The sequence below is a fragment of the Enterococcus sp. DIV1639a genome (assembly GCF_050530445.1).
Lineage (GTDB): Bacteria > Bacillota > Bacilli > Lactobacillales > Enterococcaceae > Enterococcus_B > Enterococcus_B hirae.
The window spans coordinates 2,101,628-2,126,236 of sequence record NZ_CP172886.1 but is presented as its reverse complement, the minus strand read 5'-3'; the positions used below and the strand labels follow the sequence as shown (position 1 = coordinate 2,126,236).

The following is a 24,609-nucleotide window of genomic DNA, read 5'->3' as shown; positions in this document are numbered from 1 at the left end:
CCTCAGCCTTTCACCGTGCTTTTTTATTCAGAAAGGATCTGTATGAATGACACAAAGAGAAGAATCAACTACAAAAGTTGAAGAAAAAACAAAAGAAGGATTTTGGACAACTAAGATTACTGGAGTAAGTCTTCCTATCTATTTGGTTATGGTATTAGTCCTGATCGTTGCAATGGCACTTGGGAAATTACCAACGAATATGATTGGTCCAATCGCTGTTCTAGTGATATTCGGGAATTTATTTCATTTTATTGGTACAAAAATCCCAATCGTTAGAAGTTATCTAGGTGGAGGTTCCGTATTTGCGATCTTTGCCTCAGCTGCAATTGCGACTTTTGGTATATTACCAGAATACGTGGTGAAAGCTACTGAAAATTTTGTAAGTAACATGGGTTTCTTAGATTTTTATATCGCAGCTTTAATCACTGGGAGTATTTTAGGGATGAACCGTAATTTACTAATGAAAGCATCGGTACGTTTCATTCCAGTAGCACTTATTTCAATGATTGTCTCGTTTTTTGCTGTTGGTCTAGTTGGAATGTTAATTGGTAATGGGTTTGGACGTTCCGTACTGTATATCTCTTTACCAGCAATGGCTGGAGGAGTTGGAGCTGGCGCAGTTCCATTATCTACGATTTATGCGAACGTCTTAGGAACGAATGCTTCCTCTATTATTTCTCAATTACTCCCAGCTACAGCAATGACTAATGTCTTAGCCATCATTGGAGCAGCTTTGGTTGCTCGTGCAGGAAAATCAATGCCTAAATTGAATGGTGAAGGCAAACTTATGGCAAAAGGCGATCTTGGTGACGGTAAACCACGGAATGTGAAACCATCGATCCCCCAATTAGGTGTAGGTCTAATGGTGTCATTGACATTCTTTATTTTAGGACAAATCGGCAACTACTTTGTGCCAAAAATCCATGCGTATGCATTCATGATTATCATTGTCGTGATTTGTAAAATTACAAATCTCTTACCTGATTATTATGAGGATGCAGCAATTATGTTCAATAATCTGATCGTTAAGAATTTAACAGCAGCTGTCCTTGCAGGAATAGGGATTGCGCTATTGAATCTAAATGTCTTAGCTTCAGCGTTAACTTGGCAATTCGTTGTTTTATGTTTGACAAGTGTTGTAGCAATCTCGCTCACTTCAGGATTCGTGGGACGTTTGTTCGGTTTGTACCCAGTTGAATCAACCATTACAGCTGGATTGTGTAACAACTCAATGGGTGGTACAGGGAACGTAGCAGTATTATCTGCGGCTAATCGAATGGAACTAATTGCTTTTGCGCAAATGGGAAATCGTTTAGGCGGTGCAATCGTCTTGATCATTTCAGGATTTTTGATGCAACTATTTTCTTAAGAAACGAAGACAATAATTTTTTTCTTACTTTAATCGATAAGAAAAACATAGATCTGGAACAAGGTTTGTTCCAAATCTATGTTTTTTTGTTTACATTCTTCTAATTGAGCAGGAACTACCCATGATGAAAGTCATGAGTGTTCTTGGATAATCCATCAAACCAAAAGCATGAATCGTAAAAGAAACCAGATCAACAAAAAAATTGGGTTTATCTGACAAAAATCTTCAAGTACTTGCGTATCTCTATTATGAAAAGAGAATGACGAACGTGTTGGTCAAATAGATAGAAAACAGGAAGAGGATTTATGAAAAAACAAAAAATGTTGTATCGTTTAATGAAAATTTTAGGGATAGCAATAATCATAATCGGAGGGATTGTGTACATGAAACAAAAGCAGCTTAATGAAGAAATGGTCAATATGATTAAGAGTGACCGAGTAGCGCAACTGATCGAATCTGAGTTAAAACGGTTAGATCCCAAAGCATTAGCAGCTGAAGGAATCGTCCATTCGTATGAAATTGATTACGAAAGTATTGAACCTAATCGTTTAGGAGGAATCAACGTTGAATTGATCATTAATCAAGATAAAGAGTTAACATTAGGATTGGTAGTCAATGAGCGCAGGAACCAATTAGTGAATGATGGATTAGTTCTCTCAGAAAAACTAGATAGGCTGATTGAGAGAGCGGATCAGTCATGAGGATGACTGATGAAGAGAGAATAAGAATGATAAGCCAAAGCTATATGAATCTCGAAGTGAACAAAAAAATTTCAGTGAATCGTCAAACATATGGTTATGTATCAAAGATAATAGATAACAAAAAAAGTGGAGAAAAAAGTTTTATCATTACCGACGGAAATCCAAAAGTGCAAAAGCCAAAAGAAGTGAAACAGATAACTATCCTTTATCAAGGCTCGATAGGGATCAATAAAATACTGGTAAATCCTGGAGATGTATGGCGAGATTGGGGAGTAAACAATCTTCCTACGGCTGTCCAAGTGATCAATTCAGGAGGAGCAACTGCGATGCCGCAATTAAAGTCTGCTGCCCATACATTACAAGAAACCATGCAAATGTATCCCAATGCCAAAGTTTCAGTATATGGCCATTCTTTAGGTTCAATGAATGGACAATATGCTATTTCAGATTTGCCGACTGCTTTTCATGATCGGCTAGAGGGAGTATATCTCTACCAAGGCCCCAACATTTACAGTATTTTAAATCCCAGACAACAAGCAGCGGCAGATAAATTAACGAATGAAGGAAAGATTTTCAATTTTATTGACACAAGAGATTTAGTACCGATCGGGTATTCACTGACAAAAAAACAAGTGGGCACAGTAATTGAAGTGACATCTAAAAAAGTGAAGTTGGGCAAACAGCATATGTTGGGCGGTTATTTATTTGATCAAGATGGGAACCTAGTGACACAGTCTAAAGGGATTATCCAATTAGCAAAACATCAGACAAGCAAAGAGTTGGATCGGCTCGCTGAGATTCATCATCAATTTAGTCACAGCGGTAAAGGAATTTCTTCTTCACAAGAGATTTTTTTAGATGCGATGCAAGCGAGAACGATTACCTTGGGATACAAACAAGCGATTCAATCTGAGATAGACACAGTAGTCAAGTGGCTAAACAAGGAGATTGAACAGGCTAATCTTCTTTGGAGCCAAACGAAACGGGATACGAACCGCTGGGGTGAACATTTGAATGATACCGAAAAAATGACTATTCTGGCAGAAAATCAGGTGACAGAGTACACACTAGTCCGTCAACCAGTGGCTACCTATGAACAACAACTAACCCTATTGCAAAAGGTCCAATATGAATTAGATACGCTGCTGAAACAGATAGTAACCACCGTTGAAGAACAGGTGAGGACAGATAAAACATTGTCCCAATATCTTTCATAAAATGGAGGGGTTATGGAAAAAAAGGTGAAGGACAGTCTCAACCTATGGAAAAACAGTTATATTCAGAAAAAAAACAATTAGAAAATCAACTCGACCAACTAAAGAAAGAAAAAAGTAAATTTGATTATTACTTAGATCAAGTAGCAAACCAATTCCATGATTTTTCGTTTTTTGATGTTTCCCCCCACAGAAAACAGTTCTATCGTTTGTTAAATGATAGCAAAGAAGAGGCAGAAGTGATTTTTCGCAGAGAGAAAAGAATGATCGAATGTCGCATTAAATGTCCATTAGTAGAGAAGTATTCCACTTTAGAGAAAGAATCTAACAACTAATAAAAACGAAACGGGAGAAAAACATGTTTGAAGAATTACAAAAAACATTGGAAAAACAACTCATTCGGCTTATTGTTGCAACACCAAGTCATGCCACATCGCAAAATAGAAAAAACTTGACCAAACAAACACTTCAACAGAAGAAACAAACGTTGAAACAGCTGACTACAAGTTATGCAAGTCATTTAAGTCACGTTTCTAAAGGAACATGGGTCAAGACAGCTATCCAAGTGATCGAAAGAACGGCGAATCAATTCGAAGGGCTTACTTAAGGAAGTAAAAAAGTTGAGCATGAAGTTGTGCTAAACTTTTTTACTACGAATAAATGATCGATTCAATGATGAACCGCAATAACAAGAGAAGACGTTCTAAATCAAAGGAGTGATGGATCTTCTTTTGTTTGCCAGTGATTGAATGATTTTTTGAGTATACCTAAGAATAGAAACTAAAAAATCATAAATAAGCATCGATTTCTTCTTTAATGATCCGTAATCCTTTCTTTAAAATCTCCAAATGATTGGATGATAAGGCGATTCGGATAAAAGGATCAGCTTGTTGTTGACTAGTGAAGCGATTCGAGTGATAGATTCTTATCCCTTTGTTCAAAAAATGTTGTTCTACATCTAAGGGAGAAATATCGGCTCGGATCGGAATATTTCGATAATAAGGATAAGGATTCGAAGGACGAGGTAAATCAAAATACGCATCAAAGCAGTCATTTGCTTCGGCTGTTCGTTTTAATTTTGTTGTTAAGATTTTCTGGATTGTTTCTGGTGAGTGCAAGATTTGAGTGATGATTTCTGCATCTAGACCAGATGTTTTGACGTTTATATTAAAGATTGCTCGTTCAATTCGTTCTCTTAAACGTTCTGGTAATACAAGATAGGCTACACGAAGACCTGAGCAAATGAATTTGGTCATTCCTGACAAGTAAATGGTTTGGTCAGGTAGCAGCTGTTGAAACGGTGGCAAAACTTGTTGTTGAAAATGGGTCGTTAAAAAAGAATGAATATCGTCTTCAATAACTAATAACTTTTCTTTGGAAATAATAGCTTTCAATTCATTACGCCGTTGGAGAGACAGTTGAAAACCGATGGGGTTATTACAAGAAGGCATCAGATAAATCCCTTTTATTTTCTTTTTATGACACTCTTGTAGCAATAATTCAGGTTTCATTCCTTCTTGGTCGAAATCGATCGGAACTACTTCTAAGTGATACAAATGCGCTAACTCAATAAAATTGGAATAGGTATATCGATCAATAGCGATTCGATCTCCAGGAGAAAAAAAGGCGGCAAGTGTCACAGCAAGACCATTTTGAACACCAGAAACGATTGCGGTATGATGAATCGTTGTTTGAACCCCTTGAGTCTGTAACCACTCGACTGCCGTCTTTAATTGAAAATTGGTTCCCATAGGGTCACGATAATTCAATAAACCCACGATATTGGGGTTGAGACTGACTGAATGGATAAAAGGCAGGACAAGATGGTTGCAGTCTTCAAAAGAACTAACTAATCCAAAATCAATCACATGCTCAGCTACTTGATTAGTTGAAATCGTGATTGAAGTAAAAGCATTAGGGGAAACGAATGTACCACTTCCAATATTGGTGTACAAGAGACCTTTCTCAATACCATATTTATAGGCCTGACCGACAGTTGTAAAATTGATATCTAAATAGTCGGCTAATTCTCTCTGAGAAGGAAGTTGGGTATTTTTTTGTAACTTACTTGTAAGAATATCTTCTTCTAGCTGTTGGATCAGAGATTTATAGATGGGGCGTGTTAATTTTGTTTTATCAGGTCGCCAAGTGATCGGATAATCTTCATAAGAATTTATGGGCATTTTATTCACCTCTAAAATTGTATTCCATACAATTATACTATTGAATGTATATAATTCAATGATAATATATGGACGTGAGGGGGAGATTTTTATGAGAAAAATCGATTTTGAAGAAGCAGTATCACGATTAGATTTTCAAGAGGCAATTGAAGTAATGCGTCAGTGTTTTAGCGATTATGGCGAAGGAAAAATTAGTCAAAATACACGTATGGTAGAGATTTTGCCAGATGGTAAAAACAAAAATGTTTTTGCGATGATGCCTGCTTATCTTGGTAAAGATCGTTATTTTGGTGCAAAAATCATTACTGCATTTCCTGATAATCATTTACAAGGACTATCTTCACATTTGGGGGAAATTCTATTATTTGATTCTAAAAACGGTGTACCTGTAGCGCTAATCAACGCGAATGCAGTCACTTGGATTCGTACCGCTGCAGTTTCCGCTTTAGCCACTGATATATTGGCGAAAAAAGAAGCTGCATCATTAGCTTTAATCGGGGCTGGACAACAAGCAAGCTCGCATTTGAATGCGATCTGTGCTATACGTTCAATCAATAAAGTATCTGTCTATGACTTGAGTAAAGAAAGAAGTCAACAATTTATTGAGGAAATGCAAACAGCATACCCGAAAATTGAATTTTCAAGTGGAGAAACACTCGCAGAAACAGTGGAACAAGCTGAGATCATTTGTACGCTAACACCTAGTAAAGAGGCGTTTTTGAAAAAAGAATGGCTTACTCCTGGTACGCATATCAATGCTATTGGTACGTTTACACCAGATACACGTGAAATCACTAGTGAGTTGATGAAAAGCAGTGCCATCTATGTCGATGATTATGAAGCTGCAATGAAAGAAAGTGGAGATCTACTGATTCCGATTGCTGAAGGAGAATTATCAGAATCAGCGATCTCAGGCTCGTTAAGTGAATTGGTTTCAGGAAAAAGATTATTAAAAGACCAACAAGAAACAATCACGATTTTTGATGCCGTTGGCTTAGCGATTGAAGATCTATGTTGTGCAGAATATATTTATCAAAAAGTTAAGGAGTCTGAATAAAATGAAGTTAAGTTATTATGTTGTTGATGCATTCACACAAGAAGTGTTTAAAGGGAATCCAGCAGCAGTCTACGTTTTAGAGAAGTGGTTACCAGATACGGTGATGCAAAAAATTGCTATTGAGAATAACTTATCTGAAACAGCATTTACTGTCAAAAAGGAGGAACACTATGAGTTACGTTGGTTTACTCCGGATCGTGAAATCGACTTATGTGGACATGCTACTTTAGCAACAGCGTTTGTTTTGTTCAATTATTATGGGGTAGAGGAAGAAACAATCAAATTTACTAGTCAAAGTGGCGAACTTCTTGTGACAAAACAACAAGAAACTTACTATATGGATTTTCCAAGTATCATGCCTAAAAAAGTAGCAATTTTACCTGAATACGAAAAAGCGATCGGTGCAAAAATCAAAGCTGCTTATTTAGCGCGAGATTTATTTTTTGAACTGACAGATGAAGAAACCGTAAAACAGTTGCAACCAAACTTTTCAGCTATTAAAAATTTTGATTTGGGCGTTGGCGTGATCGTAACCGCACGTGGTCAGAAGGAAGATTTTGTTTCTCGTACATTTTTCCCGAAATTAACGATCAATGAAGATCCCGTTTGCGGTTCTGCTCATTCCAATCTTATTCCTTATTGGGCAAATAAATTAAGTAAGAAAAAAATGATTGCCCATCAGCTTTCACCAAGAGGTGGCTACCTTGATTGTGAGTTACGAGGGGAGAGGATCATGATTGGTGGAGAAGCAGTGCTATTCGCTCAAGGAGAAGCTTATATTCCAGAAAAATAAGCATCGCAAATGAAGCAGGAGTTCCCTCTGACAATCTATACCTTTTTCTTCTAGGGCATTTTCCAGAGGATAGAAGTAAGCCTGTTTTTAGAGATACTAGAAGAGGCTGAGGCAGGTTTTGGCTTAGTCTCTTCTTTTCAACCATAATATTGAAGCTTTCCTAGAAAATCTCTCTATTATTTTACTACTACTTTTCTGCTAGAGTTCAAACAGATTATTTGCCTGTATCATTTTTGAGAGGTACGATAATAATGCAAACGCTATCATAAAATTCATGGTTCTTAATTCGAGAGAAAGAAGGCTTTATTATGGAAAAAGTTTATCAAGCTGGTACACATGAAGGGATGATTGATTTCATCAATATGGAAGATCTGGAATTAGCAGCTACTCAAGTAATCCCTAGTGGTGGATATGGCTATATCAGTAGTGGTGCAGGGGATTTGTTTACTTATCGAGAAAATCAAAAAGCCTTTAATCATCAATTGGTTATCCCTCATGTTTTGAAAGATGTGGAATTACCTGATACAACGACCTATTTTTCTGATGAAACATTAGCCGCACCAATCATTATGGCACCAGTAGCAGCGCATGGATTAGCCCATGAACAAGCTGAAAAAGCTTCGGCTAAAGGAGTATCAGAATTTGGAACGATCTATACAGCTAGTTCTTACGCTTCTTGTACCTTGGAAGAAATTAGAGCAGCTGGTGGTCCTGAAGCTCCTCAATGGTTTCAGTTTTATATGAGTAAGGACGATGGGATCAACTTGGATATCTTGGAAATGGCAAAAAGAAACGGAGCAAAGGCGGTTGTTTTAACAGCTGATGCAACAGTTGGCGGAAATCGTGAAACAGATCGGCGAAATGGTTTTACTTTTCCGTTGCCCATGCCAATCGTTCAAGCTTACCAATCGGGAGTCGGTCAAACGATGGATGCAGTCTATAAATCGTCTAAACAAAAATTAAGTCCAAAAGATATCGAATTTATTACGACCCATTCAGAGTTGCCAGTTTATGTCAAAGGGGTACAATCAGAAGATGATGTGTATCGTTCTCTTGATGCTGGTGCACAAGGGATTTGGGTCTCCAATCATGGTGGTAGACAGTTAGATGGTGGTCCAGCTTCTTTTGATTCATTACGCTATGTAGCTGAAGCTGTGGATAAACGTGTACCGATCGTATTTGATAGCGGTGTTAGACGAGGGCAACATGTCTTTAAAGCGATTGCTTCAGGAGCTGATTTAGTCGCCATTGGTAGACCAGCCATTTATGGACTTTCTTTAGGAGGAAGTACAGGAATCAAACAAGTATTTGATTTTTTCAAAACAGAACTTGAAATGGTCATGCAATTAGCTGGAACTCAAACTGTTGAAGACATCAAAAACGCAAAATTGAGAGAAAATCGTTTCATGTGTTAAGACAAAAAATCGGTTTATCAATAGGGATTAAGTAGCAAAACAGCAGGAACAGATAGTGATTTTGGATAGCATTTTTGAATGACTGTGCTTGTTTTAGGAAAGAATATTTCAACAAGATATTAACCAGTTTTATAGCGATAATCAAACGGTAAGGCAAACTTATTTAGCCTTACCGTTTTTTTGTGAGCAGATTATTCCTCTAAAAATTTATCAAGTGATAAACTTGTATTATTGTTTGATAAACTTTTAAAGGAGGAGTTAGATGTTTTTAGCATTAAATGAAATCATACATTCAAAATTACGCTATGCGTTGGTTGCTGGGGTGATGTTTTTAATTGCATATTTGGTCTTTTTTTTAACCGGTTTAGCGTATGGACTGGCACAAGATAACCGAACGGCTGTCGATAAGTGGGAGGCAGACTATATTGTACTGTCAAAAGATGCCAATACGAACCTAGGGATGTCAATGATCACGAAAAAGACAGCGCAAGAAGTAAAAGGGGATAAGGTGGCTTACTTAGCACAAACACCAGGTGTCGTAACCAGTAGAGACAACGATGAGGCAGGAAAAATCAATGTGAGTTTTTTTGGTATTGATCCAGATCAATTTATCATACCTAATATTGTTGAAGGTAAGGCCTTTGTTGGGAATGATGAAGCAGTGGGTGATATTAGCTTAAAAGAAGAGTATGGTCTAGGAATTGGCGATACAGTTAAACTTTCTGGTAGTGACAAAACTTTTCGATTAACTGGATTTACCGAAAATGCGAAGTTCAATGTATCGCCGGTTTTATATACAACACTTGATGCTTACCAAGAGATTCGTTTTGAAAAAACAGATACAAGTGAGAATGCTCGAATCAATGCAGTGGTAGTTAGAGGGAAGATAGATGATTTACCAAATGATCTTGAAAAAATCAGTATTTCTAAATTTATCAATGAATTACCTGGTTATAGTGCGCAAGTACTCACTTTTGGTTTTATGATCGGCTTTTTGATCGTGATTGCAGCGATTGTAATTGGGATTTTCATTTACGTGTTGACCATGCAAAAGATCAATATTTTTGGTGTTTTGAAGGCGCAAGGAATAACGGGTGGGTTTATCGCTCGCTCGGTAGTGGCACAAACCTTCTTACTCTCTTTCTTTGGGATTGGTCTTGGTTTATTGGGAACAGTGGGGACCTCGTTCCTTTTACCAGATACCGTACCTTTTCAAAGTAATTGGTTATTTTTCGGAGTTATCAGTGTTTTGATGTTAGTGGTCGCCATTTTAGGTGCGCTGTTTTCGGTACGAGCAATTGTAAAAATCGATCCGTTGAAGGCAATTGGTTAGGAGATGAAAAAAATGAAAGCAATCGAATTTAAAGATGTCGAAAAGAATTTCAAAGATGGTGATCAAATCGTCCACGCACTGAAAAAAACCAATGTCAGTGTAGATAAAGGCGAATTTGTTGCGATCATCGGTCCTTCTGGTTCAGGAAAAAGTACTTTCTTGACTATTGCAGGTGGCTTACAAACACCTAGTAAAGGGTCTGTTTTGATCAATGGGCAAGAGTTTAGTGCTCAACCTGAGAATCAGCGGGTAAAATTACGTTTTAAGGAAATCGGATTTATTTTACAAGCGTCTAATTTGGTTCCATTTTTATCGGTCAAAAAGCAATTGATATTAGTGGATAAAGTCAAACATGAGAATCGTCAGAAAGAAGCGAATGAACTATTTGAACAGTTAGGTGTTGCCGAATTGGTCAACAAATATCCAGAAGAATTATCAGGAGGAGAACGGCAAAGAGTCGCCATCGCTAGAGCGCTTTACAACGATCCGTCCATTATTTTAGCAGATGAACCAACAGCCAGTTTAGATTCAGAAAAAGCAAGAGAAGTCGTAGATATTTTAGCGAAAGAATCGAAAGAAAAAAATAAAGCCATCATTATGGTCACTCATGATACACGCCTGATTGACAAATGTGATAAAGTGTTTATGATGGAAGACGGTGTTTTTCAAGAAAAAACAGAATAAGCATAAAAAGAAGGTGTGTATGTGGTTCATCGCTATAACAAAGACACGCAAAAAAAGATTTTACATGAAGCCAATCATTTGTTTATGTCAAAAGGCTATCTCGGTACGTCTACTCGTGAAATTGCTAAGAACGCCGGGATTACCCAACCCAATCTTTATCATTACTTTAGTGACAAAGAAAAACTTTACCAGGCAGTTCTGGAACAACATTTGAAAACAGTAGGGGACGATTTGAGGAAGATCGCCGCAACGGGTGCCGATGATTTTCAACAAACGTTGACTAAGATGGCTGAATATCTTATCGAAACCCATCTCATTGATTTGTTTATGATGCTGCATGATTTGAAGCTCAATCTTTCAGCTGAAACAAGAAATCATTTGTTTTGTTTATGGAAAAAGAATTATCGGGAACCTTTTGAAAAGATTTTTGCCAATCATCAACAACTATTACGAAAAAACGTCACACAGGAACTGGCAGCGAAACATTTTTTCCTTTTGCTAGCCCCTTATATTACTGAATCTGGTCATTCAGAGGAACAGCCTTTTGATGTGGCGACTTTGATCGATCTATACTTAAATGGGGTTATTGTTTAGCTTGAGACGAATAACGGTTGTGTAAGCTCCGTTCGATTGGATGGATCTGATGCTTTGGAGACACTATTTGCTGTCTCCAAAACATCAGATCCATTTCAAAGAACGAACACTTGCACGCCGTTTTTTTGTGTTGATGTTGCGGATGGGATTCATTCGTTAGTTGAAGCGGCTTTTCTATTAGGGGATTTCAATAAATTTTTTTTTTTGAAAAAAAAGGAACGTTTCTCCCTATTTTCCACTTTATACTTAAGCTCAATGAATAAACGAGAAGGGAAAGAGAAATGAAAAGAACTTTGTTCTATTTAGATAGGGATAGTTATGTTTGCTATTTATTAGAGAAAATCAAAGAGATAGATGAAAAACGAAGTATCGAACACCATTTATTAGTGGAAGGTGCAAATCGAAAGTCTATAGAGACAGTCAGTCAAATCAAGAAGATGGATTTCTTACCAATATTTAAGGATAAAACCCAGCAAGAGATAGTTAACGAAGCCACTCAATACTGTCAATCGCTGCTAAATGTTTTTAATAGTGCGATAGGAAAAAAAGCTATTACAAATTATCTTGTGCTACATGACCTGAGTCCAGAATTGACTAAAGAAATTGTTGAAGGACTAGTTTTTAAGGGAACTGTTAACAGACATGGATTTTTTAAAAAGATAGAAAAGAAAAAACAATTACATAAAAAGTTCAATGAAACATTGGTCAAATATGGCACAAATGAAGGGATAAAAGCAATTGAAAATCAACTCATTTTAAATGAACTTCCTCGATCTGAATACAACAAAATAAGTGCAACAATTGGAGAATTTTTGTTTCCTACATGGGAGAATTCCAGATCCTCTAAACAAATTACTTTGACGGCCAAAAGATGTAATGTTTTTTTAAAGGATTTCGGTGAGACAGAAGGATTATTAGCTGTTCAATATTATTTATTGTTGCAAAATACAACAGCAGACAGAGCGAAGGATATACTTAATGAAGTTCAATTACCCAAGACAATCAATCAAAAAGAGTATAAAGACCTTCTCGTTACAACGCTCTATTATAATAATATGGGGGCAACAGAAGTAGAAAATCGGCTAGTTCTACAAGGAGTAGATCGTAAATTTTTCAATCGGATAGGAGAAATTTTAAACATCAATTTATTGCCTTCCTTGAAAGATGAACCTTTATCAAAGGAGGAGAAAATAACTAAAGCAGTCAAATATTGCCAAAGTTTTTTAAATTACTGGTATCCAAACAAAGTAAATGGAGTTAAATCAGTCAATAATTACCTTATGTTGGAAGATTTCCCTCCTGCAATCAATATCGAAGTCATAGAGCGAATAAAAGATTCTATGAATGATGAGGATCGAAAAAATTTCCATTTTTGTTTAACTAGATATATAAAATATAGCCAATTTGTTCGAGAATTAGGATCAGAAATGGGCAGAAAAAAATTCGAGAATTATTTTATTTTAACTTATCCTAGTTTACAACAGCTTCATCAAATGAATGAATACATCGATCAATCAATATTCCCAATGATAGATATGACTAAAAGAGGGGCAATTAGCACATTAGTTGATCGGTGCAATTCTTTTTTAGAAGACTTAGGGCCAAAAAAAGGCTTTGTAGCGATTCAAAAATACTTATTGTTACAAAATACAGCGCCCAAGTATGTTGATAAAATTTTTAGAGATCTAAGGTTTCCTAAAACTATCAATAAATTTTATTTACAGAAACAATTCGAGGAAGTGTACAAGTGCCAATCGATGTTGATAGGATCTGAGGGAACTGTTGGAAAGAAACAATGTGAGGAATATCTTGTTTTACGAGGAATGACTCGAACGCAGATCGATCAATTGAGTAAGATACTAAATGTCACCTTGCTTCCTTCTTTGAAGATGAAGTCGTCTCAAAAACTCATTGACGAAGTAGTCCAACGTTGTGAACATTTTGAGCCATTGGCAACACGGAATTATCTTGTGCTTCAAGAGCTGCCTCCAGATATTCTTGAGGAAATTTTTACAAAAATCCCTTCAAAAGTAAATGTTGTTCTTGATAATAGTTATTTGACTATCAAAGAAGAAGTAAGACTTGTTAAGGAGTGCCAAGCATCTTTTAATAAATTAGGGCTCATTGAGTGGAAAAAATCAAGTGAAAATGCCCTTGCCTTAAGGGGAGCGAATCAAGAATTAGTCACGTTGATCAATAACCATGTAAATGAAGAGTTATTCCCAAAAGCTGGACGTTTATCTGGACAGTTGAATCGTTGTCACTCTTTTTTAAAGGATTTAGGTAATGAAAAAGGAATGAAGGCTATTGTTCATTTTCTATTATTTACAGAGAGACCACTAAAGGAAACACTCCATGTGATTGATGCGTTTGATTTTCCTTTGCCGGTTTCTTCAGATGCATTAAAGGTGAGCATCATTGAGAAGTATTGTGATCATATCGTACAAAAAAAGGATGATTGGCTCTGGCAAAGGAAAGAAATAGAAAATACATTGATTTCCATAGGTGCAAGTAGAAGAATCAGTAATCGATTAAGTGATCGTTATGAGATTCCATTATTTCAACCGATTTTTGATGGTAAACTCTCAGCAGATGAGATCAACAAAGGGAAAAGGGACATAAGGAAACGTTGTGATGAGTTAATCAAAGAGAACCGATCCAAGGGGGGGCATATACATGCGCTGGTCAATTACTTTTTCTTACAAAAAATGCCAGTCAAAATTGCAAAAGAAACCATCAAAAAGCTAAAATTAGAGACCATCACTAAAGACGAGGTAAAAAGAGTCGTGTTAGCTAATTATTATACTTATCTTGGAGAAAAAAAACCACTAGCTGAACATTTAAAATCGGCTAAACGATACTTACGTACATTAAATTGTTTTAGAGAGCAGGAATCGCAGATTAAATATGATCGTCAATTTCGTTGAAAAAGTTTTCAGTTAAATGTTAATGATGAAACGAAAAGAATCAGGAAGATCCAACTCTAAGAGGATACATTCAAAAATGAACAAATCATACATAAAAAGATTCGCAGCATTTTGTCCAATTTATTTTGGCGAAATGCTTTTTTTGTTCTTTTATAAATATAAAAATAAAAAATAATAGTTATTTTAAATAAAGCAGTAAAAAAAGATGAAAAAGAGAAAAGAGAATAGGGATATTAATTAGTTATTTTAGATAACTATAAATATATAAATGTTAATATGCAATACAAAAATATCAAATCATTTGATGCTTTGATAAGATAATGTTAACCTTGTTTTGTAAGGGTTATCATTTTTTTGTTTTTTAGGAGGTTGGTTTATTAAAAATAACTGATTTATTTTATGGGTAATAAGTTTCATTAGGGGAGTTCGTATAGAAAAAGAGGGGAAGGGTTAAAAATGAAAAAGTTAAAAAAAATTAGTTTGGCAGCGATGTTATTTTCTTCTGTTATTTCTCTGACAACGCCATTATTCAGCCACAAAGAACATGTGCATGCAGAAGAAGCTCAGGAAATTACAAAAAAAGCGTCTTATCGTAATGTGATGTATTATGGTGATTGGTCGATTTGGGGAGGAGAACAAGAATTTTATCCTAAAGATATTGCCGCAGACCAATTGACGCATTTAAATTATGCCTTTTTAGATTTTGATAGTAATGGTGAGTTGAAATTTACAGATAAAGAAGCCGCTGTAGGCGTGCCAGCAGGTGAAGCAGAAGTCGGATGGGGAAATGCTGCTTCTGGGTTGTTGAATGCGCTTCAAAATTTGCGTGGACAAAATAAAAACTTAAAAATTGGCGTGTCATTAGGTGGTTGGTCAAAATCGGGTGATTTTTCTGAAGTTGCAGCTAGTCCTGCGAAACGAAAAAAATTAATGGAAAACATTACTAAATTCTTAAAATATACCAACATGGATTTCGTTGATATTGATTGGGAATATCCAGCAGATGTTCGTGAGCCTGATCGTGTCGACAACAAAAATGATGAAGGAACACCTAACGCAAAACCAGAGGATAAAGAAAATTATATTTTACTATTAAAAGATATTCGAGCGGCGATCGATAAACAAGGAGTGGAATTAGGTAAGACTTATGAACTTTCTGTAGCATTACCTGCGTCCCAAGGAATGTTGGACAAGGGAATTGACATCAAACAACTATTTGAAGTAGTTGACTTTGCGAATATGATGACTTATGACATGAATGGTGCTTGGAGTGCAACAAGTGGTCATCATACTGCGCTTTATGGTAATCCTAACGACCCGAACTATGCAAATGGATTATCCGTTGATCAGACCGTTCGCTTTTTGAAAGAACATGGGGCTCCTTCAGAAAAAATCGTTATTGGTGCAGCTTTCTATACTCGTGGGTGGAATGAAGTAGCTAAAGGGACAGACCCAAATACTCCTGGATTATTCCAACCTGCTGAAAAAAGCAATAAAGATGCAGACCAAACGCCGACATATGGTGCGGACAATGAACATTCTCTGGCACTTGGGGATGGTGGCCGAGCAGGTGGAGTTTGGTCCTACCGAAACATTGATGAATTAAAAACTAAAATCCCGACTTTAAAAGAATATTGGGATGATACAGCCAAAGCACCATTTTTATACAGCGAAGTTTCAAAAGAGTTCTTTACCTATGACAATGTAAAATCAATTAATTACAAAACGCAATATGTGAAAGAGCATGAATTAGGTGGTGTAATCTCTTGGATGCAATCGCAAGATAAGCCAACAACGAGTACGAAAAGAGATGAACTGACCAAAGCAATCAAAAATGGGTTGTTTGGTACAGAAAAACTTCCAGAGCATAAAATTGTATCAAGTGATCTAAATGTCGAGGTAGGGATTTCTACTTATTCTGAAAACAGTTCAAAAGGGTATGAATTAGTCATCAAAAATAAAGAAACACTAAATGAAAATTCGGACGTTTTATCAGCTATTGAATCTTCTCACAAGACAATTAAATTACCACGATACACTTTAGCGTTGAATTCAAATGAAATTCTTAGTAGTGGTGATTACAAAGCAGGCGAGGTTTCAACCTCAAATGGAACGGTGACGATCGATTTAAGTGGGGTTTATGAAGGAAAAGAGCTTAAACCAGGGGAGACATATGTGTTTAGATTAAAATCAAATGCAACTGATGTATCCGTTGATCATATTGCTTCTATAAATCTAGCACAAAGAATTACCAAAGCCGGTATAGATATCTCGCAACAAACGATTTATGGAGAGGATTCAACTAATCCAACACCAACGCCAACACCAGATCCAGAAGATAAAGAAGCACCATCTATTCCGACTGATCTGACAGCTTCAAATGTGACAGAGACAAGCGTGACGTTGAATTGGACCGCTTCGACGGATAATAAAGGAGTAGCAGGATATTATGTTTATCGTGATGGACAACAAGTTGGTCAAACAGCTACTACCAATTATATTGACAAATATTTAATGGCTGGTTCAACGTACATTTATACTGTAAAAGCGTTTGATCATTCTGGTAATGTTTCAGAACACAGTCAACCTTTGAGTGTAACAACACTAGATAGCACATCTTCATCAAAATATGAAGCATGGAGTGCTACAAATGTTTACAAAGCTGGTGATAAGGTGTCTCATAAAGGGCAAAACTATCAAGCGAAATGGTGGACAAGCGGGGAAGAACCAGGTACTGAACAATGGGGACCTTGGGAGTTGATTGATTAAATTGCTGGTTATTAATGGGTAAAACATACTAAGTTTTAACGTTTGGGACTAATTAATTGGCTCCCATCGCAGTGGAAAAAAGTTCTATTCTACTGTGATGGGAGTTTTTATGCTATCTAAAAGACCAAGCTGTACTCTTAAGGGTAAACGAGTGGTACCGCCTGTTTTAAGAGGGCTTTTATCCACTGCTTCAACACTTCATACCTACAGAATGATTTCTGAAACAACGTTTATTATCTTTAGAATAAAGCGTTAAAGGGATATCATAAACTCATTTTTTTTGCTTTTTCAGTATTCGCAAAATGTAATTTTGCATAATTTGCTAACAAATCAACGCCACCTTGTTCAATGATTTTTGCAGCTATTCGATCCGACTTTGTTCCAGCGCCAGAAGGTAACTCTAGACCGATCTCTGCTGATTCTTTAGCTAATTCTTCTAGAAAACTTGCTCGGCTGATGATCGATGCCGCAGCTACCGCTAAGTGGTATTGTTCTCCTTTGGTCACAAAATAGAGTTTTTCTTGCACTTGATTTTTTTCCAAACGGACATACTTTTTATAATTGCTTTCTGGTGTAAACTGATCGATCAAGATTGCCTCTGGTTTGACAGGAGCAATTTTTTTCAGCAGTAAATGGATCGCTTGATTATGCAAAGCAACTTTCATACGCACAGCATTGTATTTCGGTTGGATCTCGTTATATTTTTTAGGATCGAGTACTAAAAGTTGATAAGGGATCGTCTTCTTCAAGATACTAGCCAATTGAATGATTTGAGGATCTTTTAATTCTTTTGAATCACGAACGCCTAGTTTTTTTAGTTGTGTTAGTTGCTCCTTGGCCACGTAAGTAGCACAAACTGTCAATGGACCGAAGTAACTCCCATTTCCCACTTCATCACTTCCTAATACAGATAAAGATTCGATGTTCTTAGGCAAAGATGCAGCTGTTTTTCCAGCTTTGGGTTTTGCTGAAGCTGCCTTTCCCCATTGACTTGCTTCTTTTTCGGCATTTGCACCTTGGAACATGACTTTTCCTGAGGTGTATGCAGTGATGGTCGTGCCATTTTTTTTAGCAGCAAATACGGTATAAGGAATTTTTTTAGGTAAAAGATAAGAAAGATAAGCTTGTTTCATTTTTTCCATTTGGGCAGTCGTTACTTTGATGATAATATTACTCATTATGTACCTCCATTTTAGTTAAATTAATAAATTTAGATGCTTGTTAGATGAAAGATCCCTCAATAGTTCCTTGTCGTTCAGTTGGGGACGAGACATAGCATTTTTTCAAAGTTTATCATATAATGATAAGGTAAATATAAGAAAATTTGTGTACAACTGTTAAATCATTAATTTCATGGTACACTAGATAATAATTTTATCAATAGGGGGAAATGATTCGGATGGCGCACGAAAAAACACGCTATAAAGCAGTGATTGCCGACCAAACTTACACGATTATTGGACGTGAAACAAAGCACCATATGGATATCGTGACAAATTTGATCAATGAACAACTAAAAGAATTGAAGGATTTGTCTCCGCAAATCGATAATGAACAAGCAGCGATCTTAATGGCTGTCAATGCGCTCTCGGATCAATTGAAGAAGCAAGAAAGAAATCTCGAACTTGAAAAAGAAGTAGCAGATTTAAAGAAAAAAATGATCAAATTTGTGGAAATGGAAAATCGAATCAAAAGAATTGAAGCGATTGAAAACGAAGCACGAGAAGTGTTGAAAGAAAACGGACAAGCAGATCGAGAAATCAAGAATCATGTGGAAGCCCAACAAATTTTAAATGAAAAAAGAAAAGGTCAAATCAAACAAAAATCTTCAAATTGATGAAAGAGAAAGGAACAAGACATGTTAAGTCTTTTGATTTTATTTATCTTGCTGCTTGCATTTTTTTCAGGTGCGCGACGAGGATTCTCTATGCAGGTCGTTTATACGATCGGTTATATCTTGTCTTTTATGGCAGCACAGCACTTTTATAAGGATCTAGCAAGTCGTCTGGAATTATATATTCCTTATCCTGCGGTAACATCTAATTCCCAAATGGTCTTTTTTGATCAGACATTTTCTTTCAGATTAGATGAAGCTTTTTATGCAGGAGTCGCCTTTTTGCTGATTTTATTTATTGGAGGATTGCTTACTCGTTTTATCGGGATTTTTGTTCATAGCTTGACCTATATTCCGATCCTAAAACAAGTCGATTGGCTTGCGGGAGGCATCTTATCTTTAATCGTTGCCTATGTCACGATATTTTTGCTCTTGAGTTTATTGACTTTTGTGCCAGTAGATATCGTTCAAAAACAATTTAGTGGAAATAGTCTTGCCCGCTTTATCGTAGAGCAGACACCATTTCTAACCAATAAAATCCATGATTTATGGATAACGAATGTGATAAACTAATCAAAAATTTTTTGTAAAAGTGTAACAGTAAGTAGTGAAAGAAAAAAAACGAAGTTGTGACAGGACAGCAAAGACCAATGAGTCAATGCGAAATGTGACAACTTCTTTTAGTGAAAGTTAGGGTGATAACGTGAATAATCGAATCCTAGAAACATTAGAATTTGAAAAAGTGAAACAGCTTGTTCGTCAGTTTGTGGTAACCGCGCAAGGAACAGAAGAACTCGCAAAGTTAGTGCCAATCAACCAACAAGAGAAATTAACAGATTGGTTAGCAGAAACAGAAGATGGCTTAAAAGTTCAAAGGTTACGTGGGGGAATCCCTATTCCTAAGTTAGAGAACATTCGACCTCATATGAAACGAATTGAGATCGGTGCTGATTTGAATGGACTCGAATTAGCGCAAGTTGCGCGTGTTTTATCGACTACAAGTGAATTAAAACGATTCTTTGCTGATTTAGCAGATAGCGAAATTGAATTTTTACGTCTTTATTTCTGGGCAGAACAATTGGTGACGATCCCCGAATTGAATCGACGTTTAAAAGAGTCGATCGATGAAGATGGGCGAGTAACAGATGATGCTTCCCCTGAATTAAAAATCATTCGTCAAAATATTCGTCGAAGTGAACAAACGGTGAGAGAACAACTAGATGGCATTGTTCGGGGGAAAAACGCCAAATACTTAAGTGATACGATTATTACCATGCGAAATGATCGCTATGTGATTCCTGTCAAGCAAGAATACCGGGGTGTCTTTGGTGGGGTAGTCCATGATCAAAGTGCTTCTGGGCAAACATTATTTGTTGAACCAAAGCAGATCGTTGAATTAAATAATCGCTTGAGACAGTATCAAATTGCAGAGCGTAATGAGATCCAACGTATTTTAAGTGAACTTTCTGCTGAACTGGTTCCTCATCGACATGAAATCATTCATAACGCATACGTGATCGGTAAACTAGATTTGATGAACGCCAAAGCACGTTTTGGGAAAGAACTGAAAGCCATCGTTCCTGCAATCAGTGTAGAAAATCATGTCATTTTAAAACAAGCAAGACATCCGTTGATTGATCAAGAAAAAGTGGTGGCTAATGATATCAGTATTGGGAAAGAGTACCAAGCGATCGTGATTACTGGTCCAAATACTGGAGGAAAGACGATCACTTTAAAAACTTTAGGATTGTTACAATTGATGGGGCAATCGGGTTTACCGATCCCTGTAGATGAAGAAAGTCAAATCGGTATTTTTGAGGAAGTATTTGCTGACATTGGTGATGAACAATCCATCGAGCAAAGTCTCTCAACATTTTCTTCCCATATGACAAACACCGTTGATATCTTAGCACATGTGAATGAAAAAAGTTTAGTCTTGTTTGATGAATTAGGTGCAGGAACAGATCCCCAAGAAGGGGCAGCTTTAGCGATTGCTATTTTAGACGATCTTGGGAAAAAATCGGCTTATGTGATGGCTACGACACACTATCCAGAACTAAAAGTTTATGGATACAATCGGGCGAATACAATCAATGCAAGTATGGAATTTGACGTTGATACACTTAGTCCAACGTATCGTCTGTTGATTGGTGTACCAGGGCGAAGTAACGCATTTGAAATCTCTAGCCGCTTAGGATTAGATCAATCAGTCATCAATGAAGCCAAACAATTGATGAATGACGAAAGCCAAGATTTAAATGAAATGATCGCTGATTTAGAAAATCGACGAAAAATGGCTGAAACGGAGTATTTAGAAATGCGCCACTACGTTGATGAAGCACAAGAGTTATATGAAAACTTAAAAGAGGCGTATCGCTATTTCTTTGAAGAACGAGAAAAAGAAATCGAAAAAGCCAAGAAAAAAGCGAATGAATTAGTTTCTGAAGCACAAGAAAATGCGGAAAAAATCATTGCAGATATTCGTAAAATGCAACAACAAGTAGGACAAGGAAATGTAAAAGAGCACCAATTGATTGATGCGAAAACCAAATTGGCAAACTTGCATCAAGAAGAACAACTGAAAAAAAATAAAGTGTTGAAAAAAGCCAAAGAACAAAAAACATTGAAACCAGGCGACGAAGTTTTAGTGACAACTTATGGTCAAAGAGGAACCTTGTTACGTAAAAACGGGGAGCAATGGCAAGTGGAAATCGGGATTTTAAAAATGAATGTTTCTGAAAGTGAATTAACGCCCGTTGCACCACAAAAGGAACCAAAACAGCGGGTCATTCATGCTGTACGTTCTGAATCAGCTAGTCACGTGTCGAACCAACTAGATCTTCGTGGCAAACGCTATGAAGAAGCGTTGAGTGAGGTTGACCAATACCTTGATTCAGCGATCCTTGCTGGCTATCCCCAAGTAACGATCGTACATGGAAAAGGGACCGGAGCTTTGCGTCAAGGAATCACCGACTACTTGAAAAATCATCGAAGTGTCAAAAGTTTTGAATTTGCTCCTGCTAACCAAGGCGGTAATGGGGCGACGATCGTTAAATTTAAATAAAACTTACTAAATGTAAGCAGAAGGCTCGTCTCGAATCAAGAAAGGTGCTATAATGACTCTAGACTAAAAAATGGAGGTCTTTGATATGTCACAAGTAGTTACAGATACGACATTTAACGAAGAAACAGATAAAGGCTTAGTATTAATCGACTTTTGGGCAACTTGGTGTGGACCTTGTCGCATGCAAGCACCAATTTTAGATCAGCTGTCAGAAGAATACGATGAAGATGAATTCCGAATCGTAAAAATGGATGTAGATGAAAACCCACAAACGCCTCAACAATTTGGGATTATGAGTATTCCAACATTATTGTTGAAAAAAGATGGGCAAGTCGTTGAAAAAGCGGTTGGTGTACATTCGAAAGAGCAATTACGTCAAATGATCGATCAATATTTATAAACATCTGGAATGTTACTGAGATATCAATCAATGGATTGATATCTCGGTTTTTTTGTCCTTAGCACAAATTTCAGTAAAACCTTTCTCTAGTTTATCTAAACCCTCAAACAAGTCTAGGAAACAAATGAGCCGATTACGATTCTTTTTGACAGACATGTTATAATTAATTCAATGAAATTTGAAAGGAAGTATTTCATGAACGAACGTATCAAAAATAAATTAGCCTTACTTCCTGATCAACCTGGCTGCTACTTGATGAAAGATAAAAATGGCACCATCATCTATGTTGGGAAAGCAAAGATTCTCAAAAATAGAGTCCGTTCCTACTTTACAGGTAGTCATAATACCAAAACCGAACGATTAGTTAGTGAGATCGAAGACTTTGAATATATCGTTACAGAATCCAATATCGAAGCTTTACTTTTAGAAATCAATTTGATCAAGAAAAATGATCCTAAATACAATATCATGTTGAAAGATGATAAAACGTATCCTTTTTTGAAAATCACAAACGAAAAGTACCCACGTTTAGTCATTACACGTAAAGTGTTAAAAGACAAAGCAGTTTATTTTGGACCATATCCAGATGTTGGCGCAGCCAACGAAACCAAAAAAATCCTTGATCGGTTGTTTCCGTTACGCAAGTGTAAACCTAGCCAAACGAAAGAACCGTGTTTGTATTATCACTTAGGACAATGCCTTTGTCCTTATTATTTTGATGTTGATCCACAAGTTTACACGAAAATCGTTGATGAAGTTAAAAGCTTTTTAAATGGTGGCTATGAAAAAGTTGAATCAGAAATCCACCAAAAAATGGTCCATGCTGCTGAAAAGATGGAATTTGAAAAAGCGGCAGAATACCGCGATCAGATACGAGCCATTGAAACGATTATGACACGTCAAAAAATGACCAATACAGATCTGGTGGATCGAGATGTTTTTGGTTATGCCATTGACAAAGGCTGGATGTGTGTCCAAGTATTCTTTGTGAGACAAGGGAAATTGATTGAACGGGATGTTTCGATGTTTCCTTTTTATAATGAAGCAGAAGAGGATTTTCTGACTTATATCGGGCAGTTTTATCAAGAAAATGAACATTTTATTCCTAAAGAAGTCTTGATTCCTAACACGATCGATCAACCGAGTGTGGAGGCATTGTTGTCCACAAAAGTTTTACAACCTAAACGTGGTGAAAAGAAAAAATTAGTAGAACTTGCGAATAAAAATGCTACGGTTGCATTGAATGAACGATTTGATTTGATTGCTAGAAAGCAAGAACGAACGATTGGGGCAGTGGAACGTTTAGGGAATGCCATGAATATTCCTACACCTGTTCGGATTGAATCCTTCGATAATTCGAATATCATGGGAACCAATCCAGTAGCGGCAATGGTGGTATTCATCGATGGAAAGCCAGCAAAAAAAGAATACCGCAAATATAAAATCAAAACGGTCACAGGACCAGATGATTATGCTTCGATGCGAGAAGTGATCTATCGAAGATATTCTCGTGTCATTCGAGAAGGGCTTCCTTTACCTGATTTGATTTTGATCGATGGTGGGAAAGGGCAAGTGGATGTCGCCAAAGATGTTTTAGAAAATCAACTTGGGATCGACATACCAGTGGCTGGTATGGCTAAAAATGATAAGCATAAAACGAATGAACTCCTTTTTGGAAATGAACTTTCGGTGGTTCCATTGGAAAGAAATTCGCCCGAGTTCTTTTTACTTCAACGGGTCCAAGATGAGGTCCATCGGTTTGCGATCACATTCCATAGACAACTACGAAGTAAAAATAGTTTTGCTTCTAAGCTGGATGAAATTGAAGGATTAGGACCGAAAAGAAAAAAATTACTTCTAAAAGAATTTAAATCGTTGAAAAATGTTACGGCAGCGACGATGGAAGAACTCCAACAAATTGGGCTACCAAAAAATGTTGCTCAAAATGTTTTTGATAAATTGCATGAGAACTAGCATAGGACACTTTACAAACTACGTAAAGTGTCCTATGATTTTTTGTATAACAAATGATGTAGAATTCGTTTTAGTTCGACGAGGCGGGAAGCGCTATGATGACTATTGGAAATGATTATAGCCAACCTAGATTGAATAAATGTCAAAATGGTCGTTGTTTCAATGAAAAAGTGGGAAAGAATGGTTTTCTTTTTAAACTATTCATTTTTCAATAGACTTTGGACCTTTAATTGATAAAGAATCTCTGGACTATTTCATTTTTTTGCATTTGTATGCGATTTAAGTTGTCTGAACTATC

Annotated in this window: 20 protein-coding genes; 18 read left to right on the top strand and 2 right to left on the bottom strand. The window is 36.6% G+C overall.

The window, feature by feature from the left end:
- Positions 1-46 precede the first annotated feature (46 nt).
- The 5 genes from IGJ32_RS09725 to IGJ32_RS09705 all read left to right on the top strand — a co-directional run bounded on the left by IGJ32_RS09725 (position 47) and on the right by IGJ32_RS09705 (position 3,891).
- Positions 47-1,369 (top strand): 2-hydroxycarboxylate transporter family protein, encoded by a 1,323-nt coding sequence (locus IGJ32_RS09725; protein ID WP_342081872.1) that lies wholly within the window; start codon positions 47-49, stop codon positions 1,367-1,369.
- 305 nt (positions 1,370-1,674) lie between these two features.
- Positions 1,675-2,070, top strand: coding sequence for a DUF1310 family protein (locus IGJ32_RS09720; RefSeq protein ID WP_342081871.1), 396 nt, complete (start codon positions 1,675-1,677; stop codon positions 2,068-2,070).
- 26 nt (positions 2,071-2,096) lie between these two features.
- On the top strand, positions 2,097-3,287 hold the full coding sequence (locus IGJ32_RS09715) for a hypothetical protein (protein WP_342081870.1): 1,191 nt from the start codon (positions 2,097-2,099) through the stop codon (positions 3,285-3,287).
- Between the two features lie 44 nt (positions 3,288-3,331).
- A complete protein-coding gene (locus IGJ32_RS09710; protein ID WP_342081869.1) occupies positions 3,332-3,619 on the top strand; it encodes a hypothetical protein in 288 nt (95 codons plus the stop codon).
- A 23-nt stretch (positions 3,620-3,642) separates the two neighbouring features.
- Positions 3,643-3,891 carry a hypothetical protein gene (locus IGJ32_RS09705; protein WP_178285764.1) on the top strand — a complete coding sequence of 83 codons (249 nt, stop codon included), beginning with the start codon at positions 3,643-3,645 and terminating at the stop codon, positions 3,889-3,891.
- A 181-nt stretch (positions 3,892-4,072) separates the two neighbouring features.
- On the opposite strand, the gene IGJ32_RS09700 is transcribed toward IGJ32_RS09705, so the two are convergent.
- Positions 4,073-5,467: a PLP-dependent aminotransferase family protein gene (locus tag IGJ32_RS09700; protein WP_342081868.1), complete on the bottom strand. Its 1,395-nt coding sequence runs from the start codon at positions 5,465-5,467 to the stop codon at positions 4,073-4,075.
- 91 nt (positions 5,468-5,558) lie between these two features.
- On the opposite strand from IGJ32_RS09700, the gene IGJ32_RS09695 reads away from it, so the two are divergent.
- The 8 genes from IGJ32_RS09695 to IGJ32_RS09660 all read left to right on the top strand — a co-directional run bounded on the left by IGJ32_RS09695 (position 5,559) and on the right by IGJ32_RS09660 (position 17,039).
- Positions 5,559-6,524 (top strand): ornithine cyclodeaminase family protein, encoded by a 966-nt coding sequence (locus IGJ32_RS09695; protein WP_207426831.1) that lies wholly within the window; start codon positions 5,559-5,561, stop codon positions 6,522-6,524.
- Position 6,525: 1 nt separating this feature from the next.
- On the top strand, positions 6,526-7,317 hold the full coding sequence (locus IGJ32_RS09690) for a PhzF family phenazine biosynthesis protein (RefSeq protein ID WP_010738028.1): 792 nt from the start codon (positions 6,526-6,528) through the stop codon (positions 7,315-7,317).
- Between the two features lie 308 nt (positions 7,318-7,625).
- Positions 7,626-8,732, top strand: a complete 1,107-nt coding sequence (locus IGJ32_RS09685) for an alpha-hydroxy-acid oxidizing protein (protein WP_034699072.1) — start codon at positions 7,626-7,628, stop codon at positions 8,730-8,732.
- A 262-nt stretch (positions 8,733-8,994) separates the two neighbouring features.
- A complete protein-coding gene (locus tag IGJ32_RS09680) occupies positions 8,995-10,065 on the top strand; it encodes an ABC transporter permease (RefSeq protein WP_342081867.1) in 1,071 nt (356 codons plus the stop codon).
- 12 nt (positions 10,066-10,077) lie between these two features.
- Positions 10,078-10,749: an ABC transporter ATP-binding protein gene (locus tag IGJ32_RS09675; protein WP_010718656.1), complete on the top strand. Its 672-nt coding sequence runs from the start codon at positions 10,078-10,080 to the stop codon at positions 10,747-10,749.
- A gap of 21 nt (positions 10,750-10,770) precedes the next feature.
- Positions 10,771-11,343 carry a TetR/AcrR family transcriptional regulator gene (locus IGJ32_RS09670; protein WP_010738025.1) on the top strand — a complete coding sequence of 191 codons (573 nt, stop codon included), beginning with the start codon at positions 10,771-10,773 and terminating at the stop codon, positions 11,341-11,343.
- Between the two features lie 281 nt (positions 11,344-11,624).
- Positions 11,625-14,270, top strand: a complete 2,646-nt coding sequence (locus IGJ32_RS09665; protein ID WP_342081866.1) for a hypothetical protein — start codon at positions 11,625-11,627, stop codon at positions 14,268-14,270.
- A gap of 456 nt (positions 14,271-14,726) precedes the next feature.
- Positions 14,727-17,039, top strand: a complete 2,313-nt coding sequence (locus IGJ32_RS09660) for a glycosyl hydrolase family 18 protein (RefSeq protein WP_373169210.1) — start codon at positions 14,727-14,729, stop codon at positions 17,037-17,039.
- Between the two features lie 263 nt (positions 17,040-17,302).
- On the opposite strand, the gene rnhC is transcribed toward IGJ32_RS09660, so the two are convergent.
- The gene (gene rnhC / locus IGJ32_RS09655) at positions 17,303-18,217 is read right to left on the bottom strand and encodes a ribonuclease HIII (RefSeq protein ID WP_342081864.1); all 915 of its coding nucleotides are present in this window, start codon (positions 18,215-18,217) and stop codon (positions 17,303-17,305) included.
- 221 nt (positions 18,218-18,438) lie between these two features.
- On the opposite strand from rnhC, the gene zapA reads away from it, so the two are divergent.
- The 5 genes from zapA (at position 18,439) to uvrC (ending at position 24,311) form a co-directional block, all read left to right on the top strand.
- The gene (zapA, locus tag IGJ32_RS09650; RefSeq protein WP_010718651.1) at positions 18,439-18,876 is read left to right on the top strand and encodes a cell division protein ZapA; all 438 of its coding nucleotides are present in this window, start codon (positions 18,439-18,441) and stop codon (positions 18,874-18,876) included.
- 21 nt (positions 18,877-18,897) lie between these two features.
- Complete coding sequence (locus tag IGJ32_RS09645; RefSeq protein ID WP_010718650.1) at positions 18,898-19,446, top strand: CvpA family protein; 549 nt, start codon at positions 18,898-18,900, stop codon at positions 19,444-19,446.
- 130 nt (positions 19,447-19,576) lie between these two features.
- Positions 19,577-21,937: an endonuclease MutS2 gene (locus IGJ32_RS09640; protein ID WP_010718649.1), complete on the top strand. Its 2,361-nt coding sequence runs from the start codon at positions 19,577-19,579 to the stop codon at positions 21,935-21,937.
- A gap of 85 nt (positions 21,938-22,022) precedes the next feature.
- A complete protein-coding gene (gene trxA, locus IGJ32_RS09635; protein ID WP_010718648.1) occupies positions 22,023-22,337 on the top strand; it encodes a thioredoxin in 315 nt (104 codons plus the stop codon).
- A gap of 195 nt (positions 22,338-22,532) precedes the next feature.
- The gene (gene uvrC, locus IGJ32_RS09630; protein ID WP_342081863.1) at positions 22,533-24,311 is read left to right on the top strand and encodes an excinuclease ABC subunit UvrC; all 1,779 of its coding nucleotides are present in this window, start codon (positions 22,533-22,535) and stop codon (positions 24,309-24,311) included.
- The last annotated feature ends 298 nt before the right edge of the window (positions 24,312-24,609 follow it).